At 54.3% G+C, this 17,957-nt stretch carries 18 protein-coding genes; 11 read left to right on the top strand and 7 right to left on the bottom strand.

All coding sequences use genetic code 11. From position 1 onward, the window contains the following. Positions 1–23: 23 nt before the first annotated feature. Positions 24–1,022, top strand: coding sequence for a DivIVA domain-containing protein (locus J2I47_RS25200; protein WP_207367398.1), 999 nt, complete (start codon positions 24–26; stop codon positions 1,020–1,022). A gap of 120 nt (positions 1,023–1,142) precedes the next feature. Then, entirely contained in the window at positions 1,143–1,493 is a 351-nt protein-coding gene (gene folB, locus J2I47_RS25195; RefSeq protein WP_207367448.1) for a dihydroneopterin aldolase, read from the top strand. 164 nt (positions 1,494–1,657) lie between these two features. Here the strand turns inward: folB and J2I47_RS25190 are convergent, their stop codons facing one another. Next, the gene (locus tag J2I47_RS25190; protein ID WP_207367397.1) at positions 1,658–2,203 is read right to left on the bottom strand and encodes an RNA polymerase sigma factor; all 546 of its coding nucleotides are present in this window, start codon (positions 2,201–2,203) and stop codon (positions 1,658–1,660) included. 308 nt (positions 2,204–2,511) lie between these two features. Continuing rightward, a complete protein-coding gene (ytxJ, locus tag J2I47_RS25185; protein ID WP_207367396.1) occupies positions 2,512–2,841 on the bottom strand; it encodes a bacillithiol system redox-active protein YtxJ in 330 nt (109 codons plus the stop codon). A gap of 89 nt (positions 2,842–2,930) precedes the next feature. Between ytxJ and J2I47_RS25180 the strand changes: the two genes are divergently transcribed. The 5 genes from J2I47_RS25180 to J2I47_RS25160 all read left to right on the top strand — a co-directional run bounded on the left by J2I47_RS25180 (position 2,931) and on the right by J2I47_RS25160 (position 6,365). Then, positions 2,931–3,467, top strand: coding sequence for a YfiT family bacillithiol transferase (locus J2I47_RS25180; RefSeq protein ID WP_207367395.1), 537 nt, complete (start codon positions 2,931–2,933; stop codon positions 3,465–3,467). Positions 3,468–3,498: 31 nt separating this feature from the next. After that, positions 3,499–3,648 (top strand): FeoB-associated Cys-rich membrane protein, encoded by a 150-nt coding sequence (locus J2I47_RS25175; RefSeq protein ID WP_207367394.1) that lies wholly within the window; start codon positions 3,499–3,501, stop codon positions 3,646–3,648. A gap of 45 nt (positions 3,649–3,693) precedes the next feature. After that, positions 3,694–5,076, top strand: a complete 1,383-nt coding sequence (locus J2I47_RS25170; protein WP_207367393.1) for a DUF4403 family protein — start codon at positions 3,694–3,696, stop codon at positions 5,074–5,076. A 130-nt stretch (positions 5,077–5,206) separates the two neighbouring features. Then, positions 5,207–6,004, top strand: coding sequence for a HipA family kinase (locus tag J2I47_RS25165; RefSeq protein WP_207367392.1), 798 nt, complete (start codon positions 5,207–5,209; stop codon positions 6,002–6,004). Continuing rightward, entirely contained in the window at positions 5,982–6,365 is a 384-nt protein-coding gene (locus J2I47_RS25160; RefSeq protein ID WP_207367391.1) for a DUF3037 domain-containing protein, read from the top strand. The genes J2I47_RS25165 and J2I47_RS25160 overlap by 23 nt, the downstream gene beginning before the upstream one ends. Positions 6,366–6,480: 115 nt before the next feature. On the opposite strand, the gene J2I47_RS25155 is transcribed toward J2I47_RS25160, so the two are convergent. Continuing rightward, positions 6,481–7,110 carry a DNA-3-methyladenine glycosylase family protein gene (locus tag J2I47_RS25155; RefSeq protein ID WP_207367390.1) on the bottom strand — a complete coding sequence of 210 codons (630 nt, stop codon included), beginning with the start codon at positions 7,108–7,110 and terminating at the stop codon, positions 6,481–6,483. A gap of 9 nt (positions 7,111–7,119) precedes the next feature. Next, positions 7,120–8,328 carry a hypothetical protein gene (locus tag J2I47_RS25150; RefSeq protein WP_207367389.1) on the bottom strand — a complete coding sequence of 403 codons (1,209 nt, stop codon included), beginning with the start codon at positions 8,326–8,328 and terminating at the stop codon, positions 7,120–7,122. A gap of 166 nt (positions 8,329–8,494) precedes the next feature. Between J2I47_RS25150 and corA the strand changes: the two genes are divergently transcribed. Together corA and J2I47_RS25140 are read left to right on the top strand one after the other, a co-directional pair. After that, the gene (corA, locus tag J2I47_RS25145) at positions 8,495–9,589 is read left to right on the top strand and encodes a magnesium/cobalt transporter CorA (RefSeq protein ID WP_229374936.1); all 1,095 of its coding nucleotides are present in this window, start codon (positions 8,495–8,497) and stop codon (positions 9,587–9,589) included. After that, positions 9,586–12,096: a bifunctional UDP-N-acetylmuramoyl-tripeptide:D-alanyl-D-alanine ligase/alanine racemase gene (locus tag J2I47_RS25140; RefSeq protein WP_207367387.1), complete on the top strand. Its 2,511-nt coding sequence runs from the start codon at positions 9,586–9,588 to the stop codon at positions 12,094–12,096. Before corA ends, J2I47_RS25140 begins: the two co-directional genes overlap by 4 nt. Before the next feature lie 95 nt (positions 12,097–12,191). Here the strand turns inward: J2I47_RS25140 and trxA are convergent, their stop codons facing one another. From trxA to J2I47_RS25125, 3 genes are all read right to left on the bottom strand, one after another. Continuing rightward, entirely contained in the window at positions 12,192–12,530 is a 339-nt protein-coding gene (trxA, locus tag J2I47_RS25135) for a thioredoxin (RefSeq protein ID WP_207335581.1), read from the bottom strand. Between the two features lie 98 nt (positions 12,531–12,628). Then, positions 12,629–13,351, bottom strand: coding sequence for a sulfite exporter TauE/SafE family protein (locus tag J2I47_RS25130; protein ID WP_207367386.1), 723 nt, complete (start codon positions 13,349–13,351; stop codon positions 12,629–12,631). A gap of 138 nt (positions 13,352–13,489) precedes the next feature. After that, positions 13,490–14,203, bottom strand: coding sequence for an SDR family oxidoreductase (locus J2I47_RS25125; protein ID WP_207367385.1), 714 nt, complete (start codon positions 14,201–14,203; stop codon positions 13,490–13,492). Positions 14,204–14,373: 170 nt separating this feature from the next. Here J2I47_RS25125 and J2I47_RS25120 point away from each other — a divergent pair, with 170 nt between their 5' ends. Then, entirely contained in the window at positions 14,374–15,357 is a 984-nt protein-coding gene (locus tag J2I47_RS25120) for a porin family protein (protein ID WP_207367384.1), read from the top strand. A 213-nt stretch (positions 15,358–15,570) separates the two neighbouring features. Then, positions 15,571–17,790, top strand: coding sequence for a transglycosylase domain-containing protein (locus tag J2I47_RS25115; RefSeq protein ID WP_207367383.1), 2,220 nt, complete (start codon positions 15,571–15,573; stop codon positions 17,788–17,790). The last annotated feature ends 167 nt before the right edge of the window (positions 17,791–17,957 follow it).

Genomic DNA, 17,957 nt, shown 5'->3' with positions numbered 1-17,957 from the left:
CAGTCTTTCGAGACACCAACTATATGAAAATTACACCCATCGAAATTCGGCAGCATACCTTTGAAAAGAAGCCCCTGGGCGGTTATCGGGTTGATGAAGTTGACGCGTTTTTGTCATCGCTTTCGCAGGAGTGGGAACGCGTAACGGGCGAGAACAAGATGTTGAAGATGCAGCTTGAACTGGCCGAAAAAGAGCTCAATAAGCTCAAAGAAATTGAACTGACTCTGTTCCGTACGCTAAAAAACGCCGAAGACAGCAGCGCCAACATTGCCGAGCAAGCCAACCAGCAAGCCGAGAAATACCTGGCCGAGAGCCGCCTGAAAGCCGACGAGCAAATTGCCGTAGCCAAGCGTAAAGCTGCCGTGATGGTGCAGGATGCCGAAAACCAGACACGCTACGTCCGGGAGAATCTGTCATCGGAATTGAAGTCGCTGGAGCAGGATTTCAAAGCGATGGAGCGCTATAAAGACAACCTGATGGTGCAGATTCGGGCGCTGGCTACCAACGCGATGGAGAGCGTAGACCGGTTCGAGAAGAAATTTGCCAAACAGTCGGCCAAGCAGAAATTCGACGAGATGGCTGCCCCGGAAGCGCAATCCGCTGCCGAAGCCCCCACTGAGAACCATGCCCTTGCAGAGGCTCCAGAGCATACAGATAATCAGCCATATAACGCTGAAAATACGTCGGCCGAAACGTCAAACGAGCCAGCAGAAGTTGCTCCTCCGGTGGCGCAACAACTGGAATACGAAGATCAGTTTGACGATGATGAATCGCAGCCGCTGCCTACTACGGCCTCGGTGCTGGCTGCCAATGCCGCCGCTCTCCCCGCCGATGCCGACGTGCCGTCTGACCTGCCCACCAACGAACCCGCCACCGACGAACCGCTAGCCCTTGCCGGTGCAGATGCCGCCGAAGGTGCCGCCCCTGTTGCCGTTACCGAACAACCCGAACCAGCTCATCAGGAAACGGCTCAGGATGAAGAGGCACCCAAAAAAGGAGGCTCTTTCTTCGATCAGATATAGGAGAGAGAAGCAAGAGGTAAGAAGCAGGAGCCAAGAGCTTACGCAGGATTATTTCTATCGCGTAAACTCTTGGCTCCTGCTTCTTACCTCTTGCTTCTCCTTTATAAAAGCCACAACCCATTGGGAACCATCGCTTTAGAAGGGCTTGAATTCTTTGCTTACCACGGCTTTTACGACGAGGAGCAGAAAATAGGCAACAAATATGCCGTAGACATCACCGTCTACGCAGACTTCTCAGAAGCCGCCCGCCGCGACCGCCTTAGCGCTACGGTTAACTACGAAGATCTCTATAAGATTACGGCGGCGGTGATGAAACGCCCCGCCCGCCTGCTCGAACACATTGCCCACAGCCTGATTGCCGAAATAAAACAGCAATACCCTACCGTCGACAGCGTTGAAGTGAGCGTGTCGAAATTCAACCCGCCCATCGGCGGCGTCTGCCACCGGGCACGGATTACGTTGAAGGAGTAAGCAGTGAGTCAAGAGTCAAGAACTAAGAAACAAGAAGAAAGAGTCAAGAGCCAAGAAATAAGAGCTTCCACAGCGTGATGTATCTCGCAGGAACTACTATTTCTTGGCTCTTTCTTCTTGTTTCTTAGTTCTTGGCTCTTTGTTCTTAGCCCTCAGTTACTTCGTTAATCCGGTTGTCGGTAGGACTGCGCCAGGTCGCGGGCGCGTTTGAGGCGCATCTTCATGGCACTCAGGCTAACGCTGTCTTCGCCCGCCAGGGTAGCCACGTCTTTGTTGCCCAGATACCGGCGACGAAGCAGGTCCTGATCACTGTGCGATAGTTTGCCGAGGGTCGTCTCGGCCTGCTGCCAGCGTTCGTCGAGACTTAGCTCGTCTGAATCAATGTGTGCCACCTGATCTTCATCCACCAGGTCCAGCGAAACCTGTGTGCGCCGCTTCTGGCTGTCAAGGACAGACAGGCAGTGAAATCGGCTTAGTGCAAACAGCCAGGTCGAGAACTTGGCTTCTCCCCGGAAAGTGTCCAGTTTGGCAAATACCTTGCTGAAAATTTCCTGCGTCTGATCGTCCGCATCATCGGGGTCATCAAGGTACCTGAAACAGGTCTGATAAACCTTGGGTCTGTATCGCCGATACAACTCGGCGAATACCTGGTTGCTGTGGGTACGTATGAACGTAGCCACCAGCGCCTCATCTGAATAAATTTTTTTCATAAAAGTTTCGCCGCTTATCTGTCATTAGCGCGGCAGGAGCAATGTGAAAAAATGGCAGGATCCCGATGAGGCTAGTAAGTCAACAGATTGATGCGGTTTGTTGCGCACTATTCTATGGACTTATCAGGAGTAATAGACTTACGAAAGTAGCATATGATTGGATCACATGTACATACATATTTTAATATAAAACTGGTTATTAAAACATGCGACCCTGATAATCAGCGAGTTATGACAAATATTTTAATAAAAAAGCAGTCACATTCGCGGGAATATGACTGCTTTGGCGATAAAAAGTAACGGAATGATTACACTACTTGTGTCAATGTTTGAAAAGAGATAGCCATGTGCGAGGCATCGTAGACGCATTCCCCGTTCTGAATCAGTAACACTTGCGGCGATTGGTGGTCAATACCAAACGTTTGAGCGATTTGTGCCGATATGGGGCGGTGAGCCAGCAGGTCCAGGTAGTAGGGTTTAATACCGGCGGCATCAGACCAGTTTCGTTCCATCCGGCTGAGTGCCATGGCACTAATGGAGCAGGTGGTGCTGTGCTTGAAAATCAGAACGGGGCGTTCCGCTGATTCGTCAATAATATGATCAAGTTGGGTAGCGTCGGTTAACTTAGTCCAGTTCATCTGTTGTAGGTTATTGTTGCACAGAAAAAGGTTTTCGACCCTGAAAAGTTCAGCGTAACTTTCCGCTAAACACCCCCAACAACACTGCTATGCAGGACTTAGATGCCCTCCGTTATCCCATTGGCGCCATGCCCGTTGGTCCGCCACTGGCCTCTGATCAGACGCAGGCATACCTCGCCGACATCGCCGCGCTTCCTCAAAAATTAGCTCAACTGGTGGCCCAATGGCCCGACGACCGGCTCGACACGCCCTATCGCCCCGAAGGCTGGACCGTGCGGCAGGTGGTGCACCATGTGGCCGACAGCCACATGAACGCTTATATACGTACGAAACTGGCCCTGACGGAAGAAAACCCGCGCATCAGCCCCTACGAAGAGGGCGAGTGGGCCAAACTTCCCGACGCTAAACTCCCTGTTGCTCCGTCGCTAACCTTGCTCGCGGCTCTGCACAAACGGTGGGTGGTTTGCCTTGAGGCACTTACCAGCAACGATCTACGCCGCACATACTATCATCCGGGTAGCGACCGCACGTTTGCGCTGGCCGACGTGCTGGCTCTCTACGCCTGGCATGGAGAACACCATTACCAGCACATCAGCCGCCTGGCCGAGCGGAACGGATGGACGTAGGCGGGTGTTTCAACCTAAATGCCTTGCTGCTATGCAGACGATACTAATTTTTCTGCTTTTCGCGGTTGCCCTGGGCTACCTGGGTCGACGTGCCTACCGGTCTATCACCGCCAAACAGGCGGGTTGTGGTAAGGGATGCGGTTGCGCGACCGATAAAGCGCAGTCATTCAGTAAGACTTAGCGGGCCGGAAAAACCATTCCGGAAAGCTATTAGTTCGTTGGGGGTATGATCCCTCAACGTGCTACCAGCTTTTCTTTAATAGTCCTTATTGTCGGTTTTGCGCTGTCGTGCAACCGTGTAAAACCCAAGCCACCACAGGCAGGTGGCTACGATTCGGCCATTGCGCCGGCCCGTTCGTTTTTGGCCGGCCCGATCACCTTCCGGTTGCGAAGTCTGGAAGACAAAATCAACGCGGCACTAAAGCCCGAGATAGTCAACACGGAGAATGTGGAAGGTAGTGCCGTTAACCTGCGGGTGGTGCGCACAGGCCGCGTGCGGCTGCGCTATGCCAACCACCGCGTCACGTTTTCGGCACCTATCACGGTTTGGCTCGACAATCCACTACGGCTGAACAAAAAGAAACACGCAACCCAGCCGCTCTGCAAACTGGCCGTTCAATTCCAAAGCCCGCTGCAGGTATCGAGCGACTGGCGTTTATCGACGCGGGTCAAATTTGTAGACTACACCTGGATCGAGAAACCCAAAGTACGCATTCTGGGTATCAACATTCCTGTGCAGCGCCTTGCCGAGAAAGCCCTGGAAAAACGCCGGACGTATATAGAGACGACCATTGATAATGCCGTGTATGGCGAGTTACGCCTCGATAAACAAGTTCGTCCGGTTTGGCTCGATCTACAAAAGCCTCTGTTGTTAACCAAAAAGCCCGACACGCTCTGGATCGTCCCCACGCCCTTCAGCGTGGCGGTTGGCGATGTGAGCGGTACCGAAACAACCCTCACAATTCCGATTCGGGTGGCATTTTATACCAGCACGCACCTGGGGCCAAAACCGGTGGTGACACCCAACCGGGTGTTGCCCGCCGTGCGAAAAGACCATCACATACGTCAGGTGTCAGACATACAGGTTATGAGCCTGTTGCCTTATTCCGACATTAACAGGGTGCTAACAAAAGCCATTGGCAGTCAGCAGATGAACCTGATGGGTGGTTCGCTGAAGGTTAAAAAGGCATCGGTCTATGGGGCGCAGCATGCCCTTATCATTCGCACCGATGTAGGGGGCACCGTAAACGGCATTCTCTACTTTCGGGGGCAGCCTGCCTACGATACGTTGTCTAATACGTTGTTAATCAAAAACATAGATTTTGACGTGGAGACAGAAGAACGCCTGCTTCGAACCGCCGACTGGCTACTTCACGACAAGCTAAAAGACACGTTGCAACGGGCCTTACATATACCTCTGCGCACCCAGGTGCTCAGCTTGCCGGGGCTTATAGGCCGGGCTTTTGAAAAAGGAAAAGTGGGGCGTAAGAACGACCTGAACATCCAGTCGTTTCGGTTTGTGCCCCAACGCTTCGCTATCCGGCCAGAGGGCATTCAAATTCTGTTGAAAGTAGAAGCAAAAGCGGCTTTTTCCGTAAATGCACTATAGATTAATGAGTGAATGAGCGATTGAGTGAATGAGCGAATAGCTTGGACTGCTGCGCGAGCGTTCTTATACGCACGGCAAAGCCGTTCCAAACTATTCGCTCATTCACTCAATCGCTCATTATTTTTACTCCATGACTGAATCTCTCATCCGTACCGTTCAGGTCACGCGCTACGTTACGCCACTGCGTGAGGGCGGGTCACTGCCCGCACTGGCCGAGGCCGACGACGGCTTTTTATATGTGCTCAAGTTCAGGGGGGCCGGGCAGGGACTGAAGGCGCTTGTGGCCGAACTCATTGCGGGTGAGCTGGCCCGAACGCTGGGGCTGCGCATGCCCGAAATCGTGTTTGCCCAACTCGACGAAGCCTTTGGCCGCACCGAACCCGACGAGGAAATTCAGGATCTGCTGAAAGCCAGTGCCGGCCTGAATATGGGTATCCATTATCTTTCCGGGGCTATCACGTTTGATCCGCTGGTGACCACCGTTCCGGCCCGGCTGGCCTCGCAGATTGTGTGGCTCGACTGCCTGGTGACCAACGTTGACCGTACGGCCCGCAACACCAATATGCTGATCTGGCACAAGGAACTCTGGCTGATTGACCACGGCGCATCGTTGTATTTTCATCACAGCAGCCAACCGTGGCAGGAGCAAAGCCGACGGCCTTTTGTGCCGGTGAAAGATCACGTGCTGCTTCTGCAGGCGACTGATCTGGAGGCTGTTGATGCTGACTATCATCAGTTATTAACGCCCGAACGCATCGCCGAAATTGTGGCCCTGGTGCCCGACGAATGGCTGGTTGATGCCAACGACCCCACGGCGGAACCCGCAGCAGAACGGCGGGCGGTATACGTGCAGTTTTTGCAGGACCGGCTAGCTCATTCTCACATTTTTGTTCAGGAAGCCAACCATGCCCGACAAGCACTTATTTGAATACGCGGTGATTCGCGTGGTGCCACGGGTAGAGCGCGAAGAATTCCTGAATGTCGGCGTCATTCTATATTGCCCGGCACAGGGTTTCCTGCAAACGGTATACAGGCTCAATCAAGAACGGCTGGATGCTTTTTCGCCCGAAATAAACCTGACCGAATTACACACCCGGCTGGATTCATTCACCAAAATCTGCGCAGGCCGGGCCGCGGGCGGGCCTATCGGTCAACTTGCTATGGCCGCCCGGTTTCGCTGGCTTACCGCCACGCGGAGCACCGTCGTGCAAACTTCAGCCGTGCACCCCGGTCTGTGTACCGATGCCAGTGAAACATTGGCCAGGTTGTTTGGGGAGTTGGTAGAATAGGAAGGAAAGGAGGAGGCAGGAAAGGAGGAAAGGAGGAAGGGGGCAGGCGCCAGCGTATTGCTAATGCGTCAGCCCCCTTCCTCCCTTCCCCCTTTCCTCCCTTCCTCCTTTCCTTTCAGGGTTTCCACCGCCACAAATACCGACAAGCGAGGGTGCGGTAGGGTTGCCAGGGCTGGGCAATTTCGTGCAGGCGGCGAATAAGCGGACGGCCCGTTTCGGTGAGTTCATAGGCCCGCACCATCTTCTGCCGAATCACCAGATCGTCGACCGGAAACACATCGGGACGGTCGAGGACAAACATCAGCAGCATCTCAACCGTCCACCGGCCAACGCCTTTGATGGGTGTCAGGTAATTAATAATAGCTTCATCATCAAGCGATTGTACATAATCGAAATCGAGTGAGTTGGTCTGGGCGAATTCGGCTACGCTGTGCATGTACTTGATTTTCTGAAACGATAACCCGGCCGTGCGGAGGTCTTCCACGCTGGCTTCGGCGAGTTGTTTGGGCGTAGGGTAGCCTTCGGCGTCGGCGGTTTGGCTGAAGAGCATCCGAAAGCGGCGGAAGATAGCGTCGGCAGCTTTCGTAGATATCTGCTGCGACACGATGCTTTCCAGCAGGGCTACGTAGAGCCGGTCATGCTCGGGAATGTCGTCGTGGGCGTGGGCGGGTTTGGGGGCTTCGGTAACGGCAATCAGGTTGGCCAAAACGGGGTCCTGGCGCAGGTGGTCAAGAGCAGTTTGCATAGGGCAAACCTACCGCTTTTTGTATTGCTTCCGAACCGTGCTCACCACCGAACCGCCCGCGCTGCTGACCAGATCGAAGAATAACCGCCTGGCCGACGGCGGGGTGCCCGTCAGGGTCAATAAGGTATGGCCATTCAGAGCGCGGTCGTCGCCGGTGAAGGTTTCCCAGGTACCGGTCCAGTCGCGGGTAATGTAGTCGGTATCGGTCCAGATTACTTTATCAGTTTGGGTATCTATAGCGCGCAGTTGCACCACCATCCGGGCCTCAATATGGTGCGTATGCAGCGTGATGACGCCTTTGACCTTTTCCATGATGTCGACCACGGTGGAATCGTTGATGCGCTTTTCCCCCACTTTATACAAGCTGTTGCTCTCAACAGCCTGCGTTGTCGTTGTCAGCCGTTCATCATAGGGCACGTACCTGTCTACCAGATACTGCACTGTTTCAGCAATGGGTTGCCCGTCGAAAAGGCGGTATTCGCCATCGGAATCTACCTCGGTCTGGTCGGGTTGGTAGAGGTGCACAAACGGGGCGGGTGTGCTGTTGCGTGCCAGATGGGCAAAGACCGCCTGACCTAGCTCATGGGTATCGGCGGGGTCTAGTTCGCGGGTTTGCGTGGGTGGCTCCACCAATACCCGCAGCATGGCGAAGGGCGCTACGGTTAATCGTTTCTGAGTGGCATCGAGGTAGTTGGGTTCCCAGTTCAGGGCTTGTCCATACTGTTCATAGGCTTCGCGGGCGGCGTATCGGTCTGTTTCCCGGTGGGCAAAGGCGGCCTCCGCCAGGGCGTAGCGTTCGGCGGCGGCCAGGGTGCGGGTTTCGGCCAGTTGACTTTCATAACCAGTAGGGTAGGGTGCCAGCCAGGTCGGCTCTGTGCCCGCCGCCTGCCGAATTGCCAGTGTCCGGTGGGCTTCGTCGGTCATGGTTTGCAGGGTTTTGTATTCGGTAAAAATGGCTTCCCAACGGTAGGGACGTGCCGCGTTGGTCAGCCGCCGAATAGCTTCCTGATGTTTGTTATACCCCTGAACAAACGCCCGCTGCAGCACCAGCATGGCGAGTTCATGGCCCCGGTTGCTCCAGCCTTTTTTCTGAGCCAGCCGCGTGCTGGCTTTCTGAACGGCTTCGGCATAATCACCGCGCCGGTAAGCCGTTTTGCCGCTGCTACAGGCGCTTAGCCCGGCGGTAAATAAGAGTGCGTAAAAAATGAGCCGGTCCATACCGTAATCCCCGATATTTGGCCGTTCGACACGCTTTTAGTCGTTAGGTTTAACTAAAATGAGTTTAAGGTTTCATGCCTAACGTTCAATGTTGGCTTTCGTGGGAGTACACCTGCGAAAGCCAATATTGAACGTTAGGCATGAAACCTTAAACCTGAATTTTCCCTTGTCACGTCGCCGCAATAAAACGTATAAAACCCAGGTCGGCACTTCGCCGGGTACGCTCACGTATGTGGGACAGGAAATAGACCACGCCACGCATATTCAGCGGATTGAGTATAACGAAACCGATTACCAGGTCGACGACTCCGGAAAGTTGAGCGCCTGCCAACTGCCCAACGGCGGAACGCCGCATGTACTCTGGCTCGATGTTGACGGTATTCATGAAGCCAACGTGGTGGCCACCCTGGGGCATCAGTTCAGGCTGCACCCGCTGTTGCTGGAAGATGTGATGAACACCGAGCAGAAACCCAAAGTCGAGTTTTACGACGACGACCGGGTTAGTTCGCCGGTGATTTACGTGACCATGAAAATGCTGCACCACGACCCCCGGCAGCATGAGGTAGACGCCGAACACGTCAGTTTCGTGCTGGGACCAACGTTTCTGATTTCGTTTCAGGAGGAGCGGACCGGCGACATTTTCACGCCTGTTTTGACCCGTATTAAAGCTTCGGCGGGCAAGACACGACGCAATGGCCCCGACTACCTGCTCTATTCGCTGATGGACCTGGTGGTGGATAACTACTTTGTGGTGCTCGACAACATTGGGGAGAAATTAGACGCCGTTGAGGATCGTATTGTGCAGGAACTGGCCGGGCGCGAAACGCTGAGTATGCTCTACGCCCTCAAGCGCGAAATCACGATCATGCGCCGCTACGTGTCGCCCCTGCGCGACATGCTCAGCGCCCTGCAACGTGAAGAATCAGTGTTGATCAAAGACCATACTGACCCCTTTCTCCGCGACCTCGCCGACCATATAAACCAGATCATCGACACGCTCGATACCTACCGTGAACTCATCCCCGGCCTGCTCGACGTGTATCTGTCGAGCACCAGCAACCGGATGAACTCGGTGATGAAAACGCTGACGGTGATGTCGTCAATTTTTCTGCCGCTGACCTTCATTGCGGGTATCTACGGTATGAACTTCGACAACATGCCCGAGCTCCACACCCGGACTGGTTATTTCTGGGCGTTGGGTCTGATGGGGGCCATTTTCGTTGGCATGGTCGTCTATTTCCGGCGGCAAAAGTGGATATGAAGAAACTGAATCCCTTCTGGCTTACTGATTCGCGGCAGGTGCTTGTGCCTGGCCAAAGTGTGTTTTTCGCTATCCGGGGCGATCACCACGATGGACATCAGTTCATTGGTGATCTCTACGCGCAGGGTGTCCGGCAGTTTGTGGTAGACCGACCCGTGGCGGATGCAGACCAATACGTTGATGCTCAGTTTATTGTCGTCGACAACGTACTGGCATTCATGCAGCAGGAGGCTGCAAAACACCGGCAGCAGTTTAGCATTCCGGTGGTGGGTATTACGGGTAGCAACGGCAAAACGATAGTGAAAGAGTGGCTGGCGCAACTGCTAGGCGGTGGTTCTCCCCAGCCTGATTTTGTGGTAGTCCGTTCGCCCAAGAGCTACAATTCGCAGGTGGGGGTGCCCTTATCGGTGCGGCAGCTTACGGCAGCGGCCACCATCGGGGTATTTGAGGCCGGTATTTCCAGGCCCCACGAAATGGCCGCCCTGGAGGCCATTATCCAGCCAACCATCGGCATTTTGACTAACATCGGCACGGCCCACGACGAGGGTTTTAAGACGCTCCGGCAGAAGGTAGCGGAGAAATTACGGCTGTTTACGCGGGTGCAAACGCTGGTATACTGCCTTGATAACGAGGTAGTCGCCAACGAGGTTGCTATTATGTTGCGGGCAGTAAACCCAGCAGCGCACTACATTGGCTGGTCGGCGGAGGGACATGCGGAAGCCGCCTTCTGGACAACACTACGGGGTGACCAACTCACGCTTACACGCCGGGCCGATAGCCGGGAATGGACGATTCAAACCCCCTTCACCGACGCGGCCTCCGTAGAAAACCTGACCCACGCGCTGCTTACGTTGCTGTCACTCAAAGACGTAGCTGTCGACGACCTAAACCAACGGGTGGCCCGGCTGCGTCCCGTACAGATGCGGCTGGAACTGAAGCAGGGTATCAACCGCTGCGTACTCATCGACGATTCGTATAACAACGATGTGGCGGGGTTGCGGCTGGCCCTCGACTTTCAGAAGCAGCAAAGCAGTTGCCTGCCAAAAACCGTGATTTTGTCAGACGTGTTGCAATCGGGGCAGGACGAAGCCGATCTCTATGCGTTCATTGGCACGTTGCTAGCCGAACAGGGGGTGTCGCAGGTAATAGGTATCGGTCCCGTTATCAGTCGAAACGCTCGTTTTTTTGGTCAGGGTGCCCGCTTTTACCCGGATACCGATGCTTTTCTGGCCCAGTTTTCAACAGATTCGCTCCAGGAGCGTGTCGTGCTCATCAAGGGAGCGCGGGCGTTTTCGTTTGAACGGATCGTGAACCGGCTGCAGGAAAAAGTACATGGCACGGTGCTCCATATCGACCTCGACGCGTTGACGCACAACCTGAATTATTACCGCGAAAAAGTGGGTTCGCAAACGCGGCTGATGGTGATGGTGAAGGCCTTTGCCTATGGTAGTGGTAGCGCTGAAGTGGCCCGGCTGCTCCAGTTTCACCGCATCGATTACCTGGCCGTGGCCTATGCCGATGAAGGTGTTTTTTTACGGCAGCAGGGCATCACGCTCCCGATCATGGTGATGAACCCCGCCCCGGAAACATTTCAGACGTTGATCGACAACAACTTAGAGCCGGAAATCTACAGCATGGCGTTGCTGCGGGAGTGGATGGGCAAAGGGGAGGAAAGGAGGGAGGGAGGAACGGAGGAACAGGAGACAAAATCCACTTCTTCTTCCTTCCCTCCGTTCTCTCTTTCCTCCGCTCCTCCCTCTCGCCCTTTCCTCCATTTAAAAATAGATACGGGCATGCACCGGCTGGGGTTTTTGCCGGAAGAGATACCCGCTGTAGTTGATTATTTGAAACAACATCCCAACTGGCGCGTGGCCACGGTATTTAGTCATCTGGTGGGTGCCGACGAAGCCCGGTTCAATGACTTTTCACGGCAACAGGCCGAGGTGTTCGGGCAGGCAGTGGCGGTACTCGAAGCGGGCCTTGGCTACCGGCCCGTGCGTCACCTGCTCAACTCGGCGGGCATTGTGCGGTTCCCCGAATACACCCTCGATATGGTGCGGGTGGGCATTGGCCTCTATGGCGTGGAAAGCAGCCAGCTGGAGGCTAGCCGGGTGCGGACGGTAGGTACGTTGAGCACCACCATCAGCCAGATCAAAACCGTGAAAGCAGGTGAAACTGTGGGTTACAGCCGAAGCGGTGAACTGGACCACGATGCCCGCATTGCCACTCTGGCTATTGGCTACGCCGACGGTTTCGACCGGCGGCTGGGTAAGGGGATGGGGCAGGTGTGGGTGAACGGGGTACTGTGTCCCACGGTGGGTAACGTCTGCATGGACATGACCATGATCGACGTAACCGGGGCATCCGCCGCCGAAGGCGACCGCGTGGAGATTTTTGGCCCGAACCTGCCCGTGACTACGTTGGCCCAACAAATGAACACGATCCCGTATGAAGTGCTGACGGGCATCAGCGAACGCGTGAAGCGGGTGTTCTATTCGGCGGGTTGAAGTGAGTTCAACGTCTAAGGTCCAAAGTTGGCTAGCGCATGAGTATTCTTGCGCTAGCCAACTTTGGACCTTAGACGTTGAACGGTAAACTCAGTTTATGCTTGCACAAGCTGGGCTTTCAATTTTTGCTCGAGCACCGATTTAGGTACGGCGCCGATTACTTTATCAACCATCTGGCCATTTTTGAAGACCATCAACGTTGGGATGCTACGGATGCCGAACTGACCGGGCACCTGTGAGTTCTGGTCAACATCCATTTTGGCAACAACGGCCTGACCTTCATATTCAGCGGCCAATTGCTCCACTACGGGGCCAATCATTTTACAGGGGCCGCACCACTCCGCCCAGAAGTCAACCAGTACGGGAATGTCTGAGTTGATGAGGTCGTTGAAGTTCGCGTCAGTGGCTTCAATTGCATGTGTTCCTGCTGCCATAATCGTACTTTGTTTATGTCGTTTTTAGTATTCGATTCATTGCCATAAACCCATCGTTGGGCCTTTAGTTCCCCCGTTTGTGGGTGGCAGACCGTAGCTCAGATCAGCAGCTTCACGCAAGCCACGGCCACGCCCAGGGCCAGCACATACCGCAAAAGTGGCACGCTAAATCGGTGGCTGCCCAGGTATCCGCCCACGAGTCCGCCCGCAAACGCCGCCGCAATCCAGGTATATTGTTCCGGGGCGGGGCTGTAACCTTTGGTAAGTAGCCCCACCAGGCCCGACACCGAGTTGACGAAGATGAACAGGGCCGAGGTGGCAGCCGTTTGCCGAATGGTGGCCCAGTTGAAAATGAGTAGCAACGGGCTGAGGATGATGCCCCCACCAATGCCCAGCATACCCGACAGTAGCCCCACCGCGCCACCCACCAGCAAGCCCACGGCGGGCGGAATTGGCTTTTGTGCTTCTTCGTTGGCTTTTGTTGACCAGATCAGGCGCACGATCAGCAGCAGCAGACAGCCAGCCAGCAGTTGTTTATAAAGTGTGTCGGAGAGGGGGAGGCGGGCACCCACAAAGGCCAGGGGCACACTGCTGATGGCAAACGGCCAGAATGTAGCCCAACGGAAATGCCCCGCCCGGTAGTACTGAAAAAACGCCACCGACGACACGAACAGGTTGAGCAGCAAGGCCGTTGGCTTTATCTGTTCGGGTGCCACGCCCAGCAGCGTCATGGCTACAATGTAGCCACTAGCCCCACCATGCCCCACTGAAGCATAGATCAGGCCAACCACAAATAGAACGGGAAGGAGAAGGTGAGACATGTTATGATTTACGAGCGGTCCGCCGCCGCGGTCACAAGGTACGAATTACGATTTTTGCTGACGCGTCAGTACGCTGGCGTCAGCAAAAATCGTAATTCGTACCTTGTAACCGCGGCGGCGGACCGCTCGTAAATTCCTTCACCACCCTATCTCTTTCTTGTCCTGCCAAAACTTGCCGGTTTCGGTGGCGGGGGCGTCGGTAGCGAGCCAGACGATGGTTTCGGCACCCTGTTCTACGGAGCGCGAGGCACCAGGACCACCCATGTCGGTGCGAACCCAGCCGGGACAAACAGAATTGACGGCAATGCGCGGACTGGTGAGTGCCGCCGCAAACTGACGTGTAACCGCGTTGAGGGCTGTTTTAGAAATACTGTAGGCAGGGGCGTAGGTGGCCATTGATGACAATGCGCCAGCCTCGCTCGACACATTCACGATGCGGGCGCCACGCTCGCTCTGTTGTAGGTAAGGCAAGAAATCCTGCGTTACCATAATTGCACCTGTTACGTTGGTTTTCAATGTTCTGTCCAGCATTTCTGGATTTAGCTTCATGATGTTTTCGCCGTGGTCTTCCAGAATTGCCGCGTTGTTAACGAGTACGTCGAGGTGGCTGGCTTTTTGCGAAAACGTACCTACCGCCTGTTTGATGCTCACCGGATCGGTCACATCGAGGGCAATGAACGTGGATTCGTAGCCTTCTTCGCAGAGCGATTGGGAAGCAGCACGGCCTTTGGCTACGTCGCGTGCACCAATAAAAACGGCGAAACCACGTTTAGCCAACTGACGGGCCACTTCAAAGCCAATGCCCTTATTTGCACCCGTTATAAAAGCCGTTTTTGGATGTTCAGTCGTCATATAGTGAGATTTGCTTTATCTTAACTAAATCACTTAGCGCGAAGCTTGTTTAAACTTTTGCACGAATTGCTGCTCGTTGATTCTGTTATTTTAGGCCGTTTCCTCAAATCACGTAGTAACTCCTGACGGAATAGGACAACTTTGTTTCAACTAAAAACCCACATCGACATATGAGAGCACTCTTCGTCGCCCTGGCATTGCTTTTTACGATCACGATGGGTTATGCCCAGCAGAAAACGTCGGCTAAAAAGAAGTCGGCTACCACCAAGTCGGCTACTACTACCCGCAAGTCCACGACCACTACCGTTAAAAAAACACCTGCCAAACCGCAGTCAACCACCCTGACTCGCTACCAGTCGACCACCACTGCCCCCATTGAATTTCCCAGCACGGCGGCCACCAATGAGCCAATGGACCCGGTCAAAAAGCAGGAGATGTATGATGAATTACATGGCGTAAAGGCCAAGCCCGCTACCATTGAAACGTCGGCGGGAAAAAACGACCGGCGAAACCGCAGGGGCAGGAATGCTAAACCCACCGATGTTGGCGTAATGCCAGCCGACAGTGCAAGCACCACCGAAACGGTTACCCGTCCGCCAAATCGTTATGGAATAGAAAACGCTGGTTCTGAAGCCAGAATGCACATTGGCGTTCGTGCAGGGGGTAATTATAATACGTTGCTTGATCAACCTACGGGCATCAGCATTGACCCAACTTACGGTTTCCACGGCGGCATCGTGTTTCTTTTTGGGCGGGGTGGCATTGCGTTTCAGCCAGAGATCAACTTCAACCAGGATTACACAAAAGTGCTCAACCCTGGGACGCTCAAGACCGACAACGTCTCGGTGAGCAGCTTGGTTGTTCCGTTGCTGGTCAAGTTTCAGTTTGGGCAGCAGGGCCGTCCGCGCTTCTTCGTCAACGTTGGCCCCTACGGCACCTACGCCGTTGATGCACAGACTACATCGCTTGGCTACGGTGGTGCCCTGGGCATCGGCATGGGTTTTCCAATGGGGCCGGGTAAGTTTACCGTTGAAGCACGCGGTTACTATGCACTAGGCGATAACAGCGGTGTTACCGAGTTTGGTAACGTGCCGGGTAAGCCAACGGTTGGACAATTATCGGTCGGCTATCTGTTTCCACTGGGCGGTCGATAAACTTACATAACTAACTGATTGCCTTGAGGGTATTGTTTGGGGCTGACCGCCTGCAGACAATACCTTTTTTGTTGATGACATAGAAACAGGTATCCGGACCGATGCAAATCCTGAAATCCTGCCCAAAACCTGTTTCCCCCTTGAATCAATCCGGCTTAAAAAACCTGTTACCCTGTTGAAATCCGTATTTTTGCCCGCTTAGTAAGTCACACAATGCCAATTAACAAACGCAAGGTCCTGCGCTATACGGGCTGGACGCTACTGACCCTGGCGCTGCTTGGTGCCATTGGGGCCAGTGTCGCGTATTCACAACGCGAACGATTACTTACCCTCGTGCTCGATAAGGCCGTGAAAAAGGCCAAACGCGACTATGCCCTTACGGTGGGTATTGGCTCAGTCAAATTTACCGGCCTCACCGAACTGGCCCTCACCAATATATCGGTCGTGCCGCAGGATCGCGATAGTCTGGTGCGGCTCAACAATGTATCTGTTGGCGTACGTATATGGCCCCTGATACTTGGCAACGTGGCCCTGTCTAACCTGACCTTGCGCGATGGTTTTGTGCAGGTGGTGAAACGCGACTCACTTACCAATCTCGACACGATTCTTAAACGCCGCCGCACGGACTCTACCCGTACAGACCGCCGCACGGACCTGTCGGACGTAGCCGAGAAACTGATTAACAACCTGCTGACCAAGATTCCTGATGACCTCGACGTGCAGAATCTCGACCTGCGGCTGATCGATAACGACAATCAGATCACGCTTCTGGCCGACGTGTTCAAGATTGATAATGAACAAGTATCGTCGACTATCCGGCTGAATCGCAATGAAGCCATGTGGCATGTGGCGGGCACAGCGTCGCCGTCAGACAAAGAATATAATTTGAATCTTTACGCTGATGGTAAGCCGCTGGAAGTCAGTTATCTGGAGAAGCGTTTTAAACTGAAAGCACAGGCCGATACGTTGCACGCCGAACTACGCGACGTTGACCGGTCGGGGGGCGAATTCCGGCTGGAAGGGGCGGGGTCGGTGCGTAACCTGCGCCTGAACCACCCCGCCCTGTCGCCGTCTGATGTGATCGTTCGCCGGGCGGCTATGGACGCCAACCTGTTTGTGGGCGAAAATTATGTGGGCATTGATAGTAGCTCGACCCTGTATCTGGGCGAGGTAAAAGCCCGTCCGTTTGTGAAGTATACCCTGCCCAATACCAAAGCTGGCACCGGCAAAGTGATTGATGTGCAACTGCATACCGATAACCTCGACGCGCAGGCGCTGTTCAACTCATTCCCCACGGGTTTATTTGCCTCGCTGGATGGCATCAAGGTAGCGGGTAAACTACGATATGACCTCACCTTCAATTTCGACACGGCATTGCCCGATTCGGTGAAATTCAATTCGGGGCTGACCTCCAATGGGTTTAAGATTCTACGCATGGGCCGCACTGACTTCACGCAGATTAACCGGCCCTTCGTCTACACGCCCTACGAGAAAGATAAACCCGTGCGGGACATCTCGGTAGGCAGCAACAATCCCGACTATACCCCCCTCGATTACATCGCACCCGATCTGCGCAACGCGGTCCTCACCTCGGAAGATTACAATTTTTTCACGCATAAAGGCTTTAATGAAAAGGCGTTTCGCGTGTCTATTGCTACCAACTATAAGGCTGGCGCATTCAAGCGCGGGGCGAGCACGGTGTCGATGCAATTGGTGAAGAACGTGTTCCTGAACCGCAACAAAACACTGTCGCGCAAGGTCGAAGAAATCCTGATCGTGTGGCTGATTGAAAACGGGCGGCTTGTACCCAAAGAGCGTATGTATGAGGTATACCTCAACATCATCGAATGGGGCAGAAACGTTTATGGTATTGGTGAAGCAGCCCGTTATTATTTCGACAAAACCCCCGCCGAACTGAATCTGGGCGAAAGCATTTTCCTGGCATTTGTCATTCCCAGCCCCAAAAAGGCGCTATCCTATTTCCAGCCCGACGGATCGCTTCAGGTACGCAACGTGCGTGGATACTTCAGGATCATTGGTCGTATTATGGCCAAACGTGGTCTTACTCAGCCTGATAGCGGCGCGTATGGTTTCTACGACGTACGTCTGCGCGAAGGTCTGCGTCAGCAGGTAGCGCCAATTCCCGGTGCTGAAGCTGACAGTCTGGGTACTGACCCGGCCGATGGTGATGGCATGGACGACCTGTTCAAACAGCTTTTCAACGGCAACCGTGACGACGATAAGCCCACCGCCGAACCAACTCAGGAGGCTCCCACTGCCCGCCCCAGTGCCGACCGTCCCGCCGATGCACCTGCGCCGACCGACACGGTGAAAACCCGCAAGCAGTTACGGCAGGAACGCCGCGAACAACGCCGTCGTGAAAAAGAAGAAAAGCGGCGGCTGGAAGAGGAAAGTAGTGGCAATGGGCAGTGAAGGAATAGCAATAAGCAGTAGCCGTAGGCAGTAGCTGGGCCGTAGCTGCTTGGCGTAAACTACCGCCTGCTGCCGTTGCTTTCTGCAAACTTTTTAGCACCGAGCCCAACTAAAAATAATTATATTTGTTACCTGTTTAACATGTGCCGGTGTTTGCCAGCTAACTT

The sequence above is a fragment of the Fibrella rubiginis genome (assembly GCF_017353185.1).
GTDB classification, from domain to species: domain Bacteria; phylum Bacteroidota; class Bacteroidia; order Cytophagales; family Spirosomataceae; genus Fibrella; species Fibrella rubiginis.
Note: the sequence above shows the minus strand (reverse complement) of the source record. Positions and strands in the feature narration are given on the sequence as shown.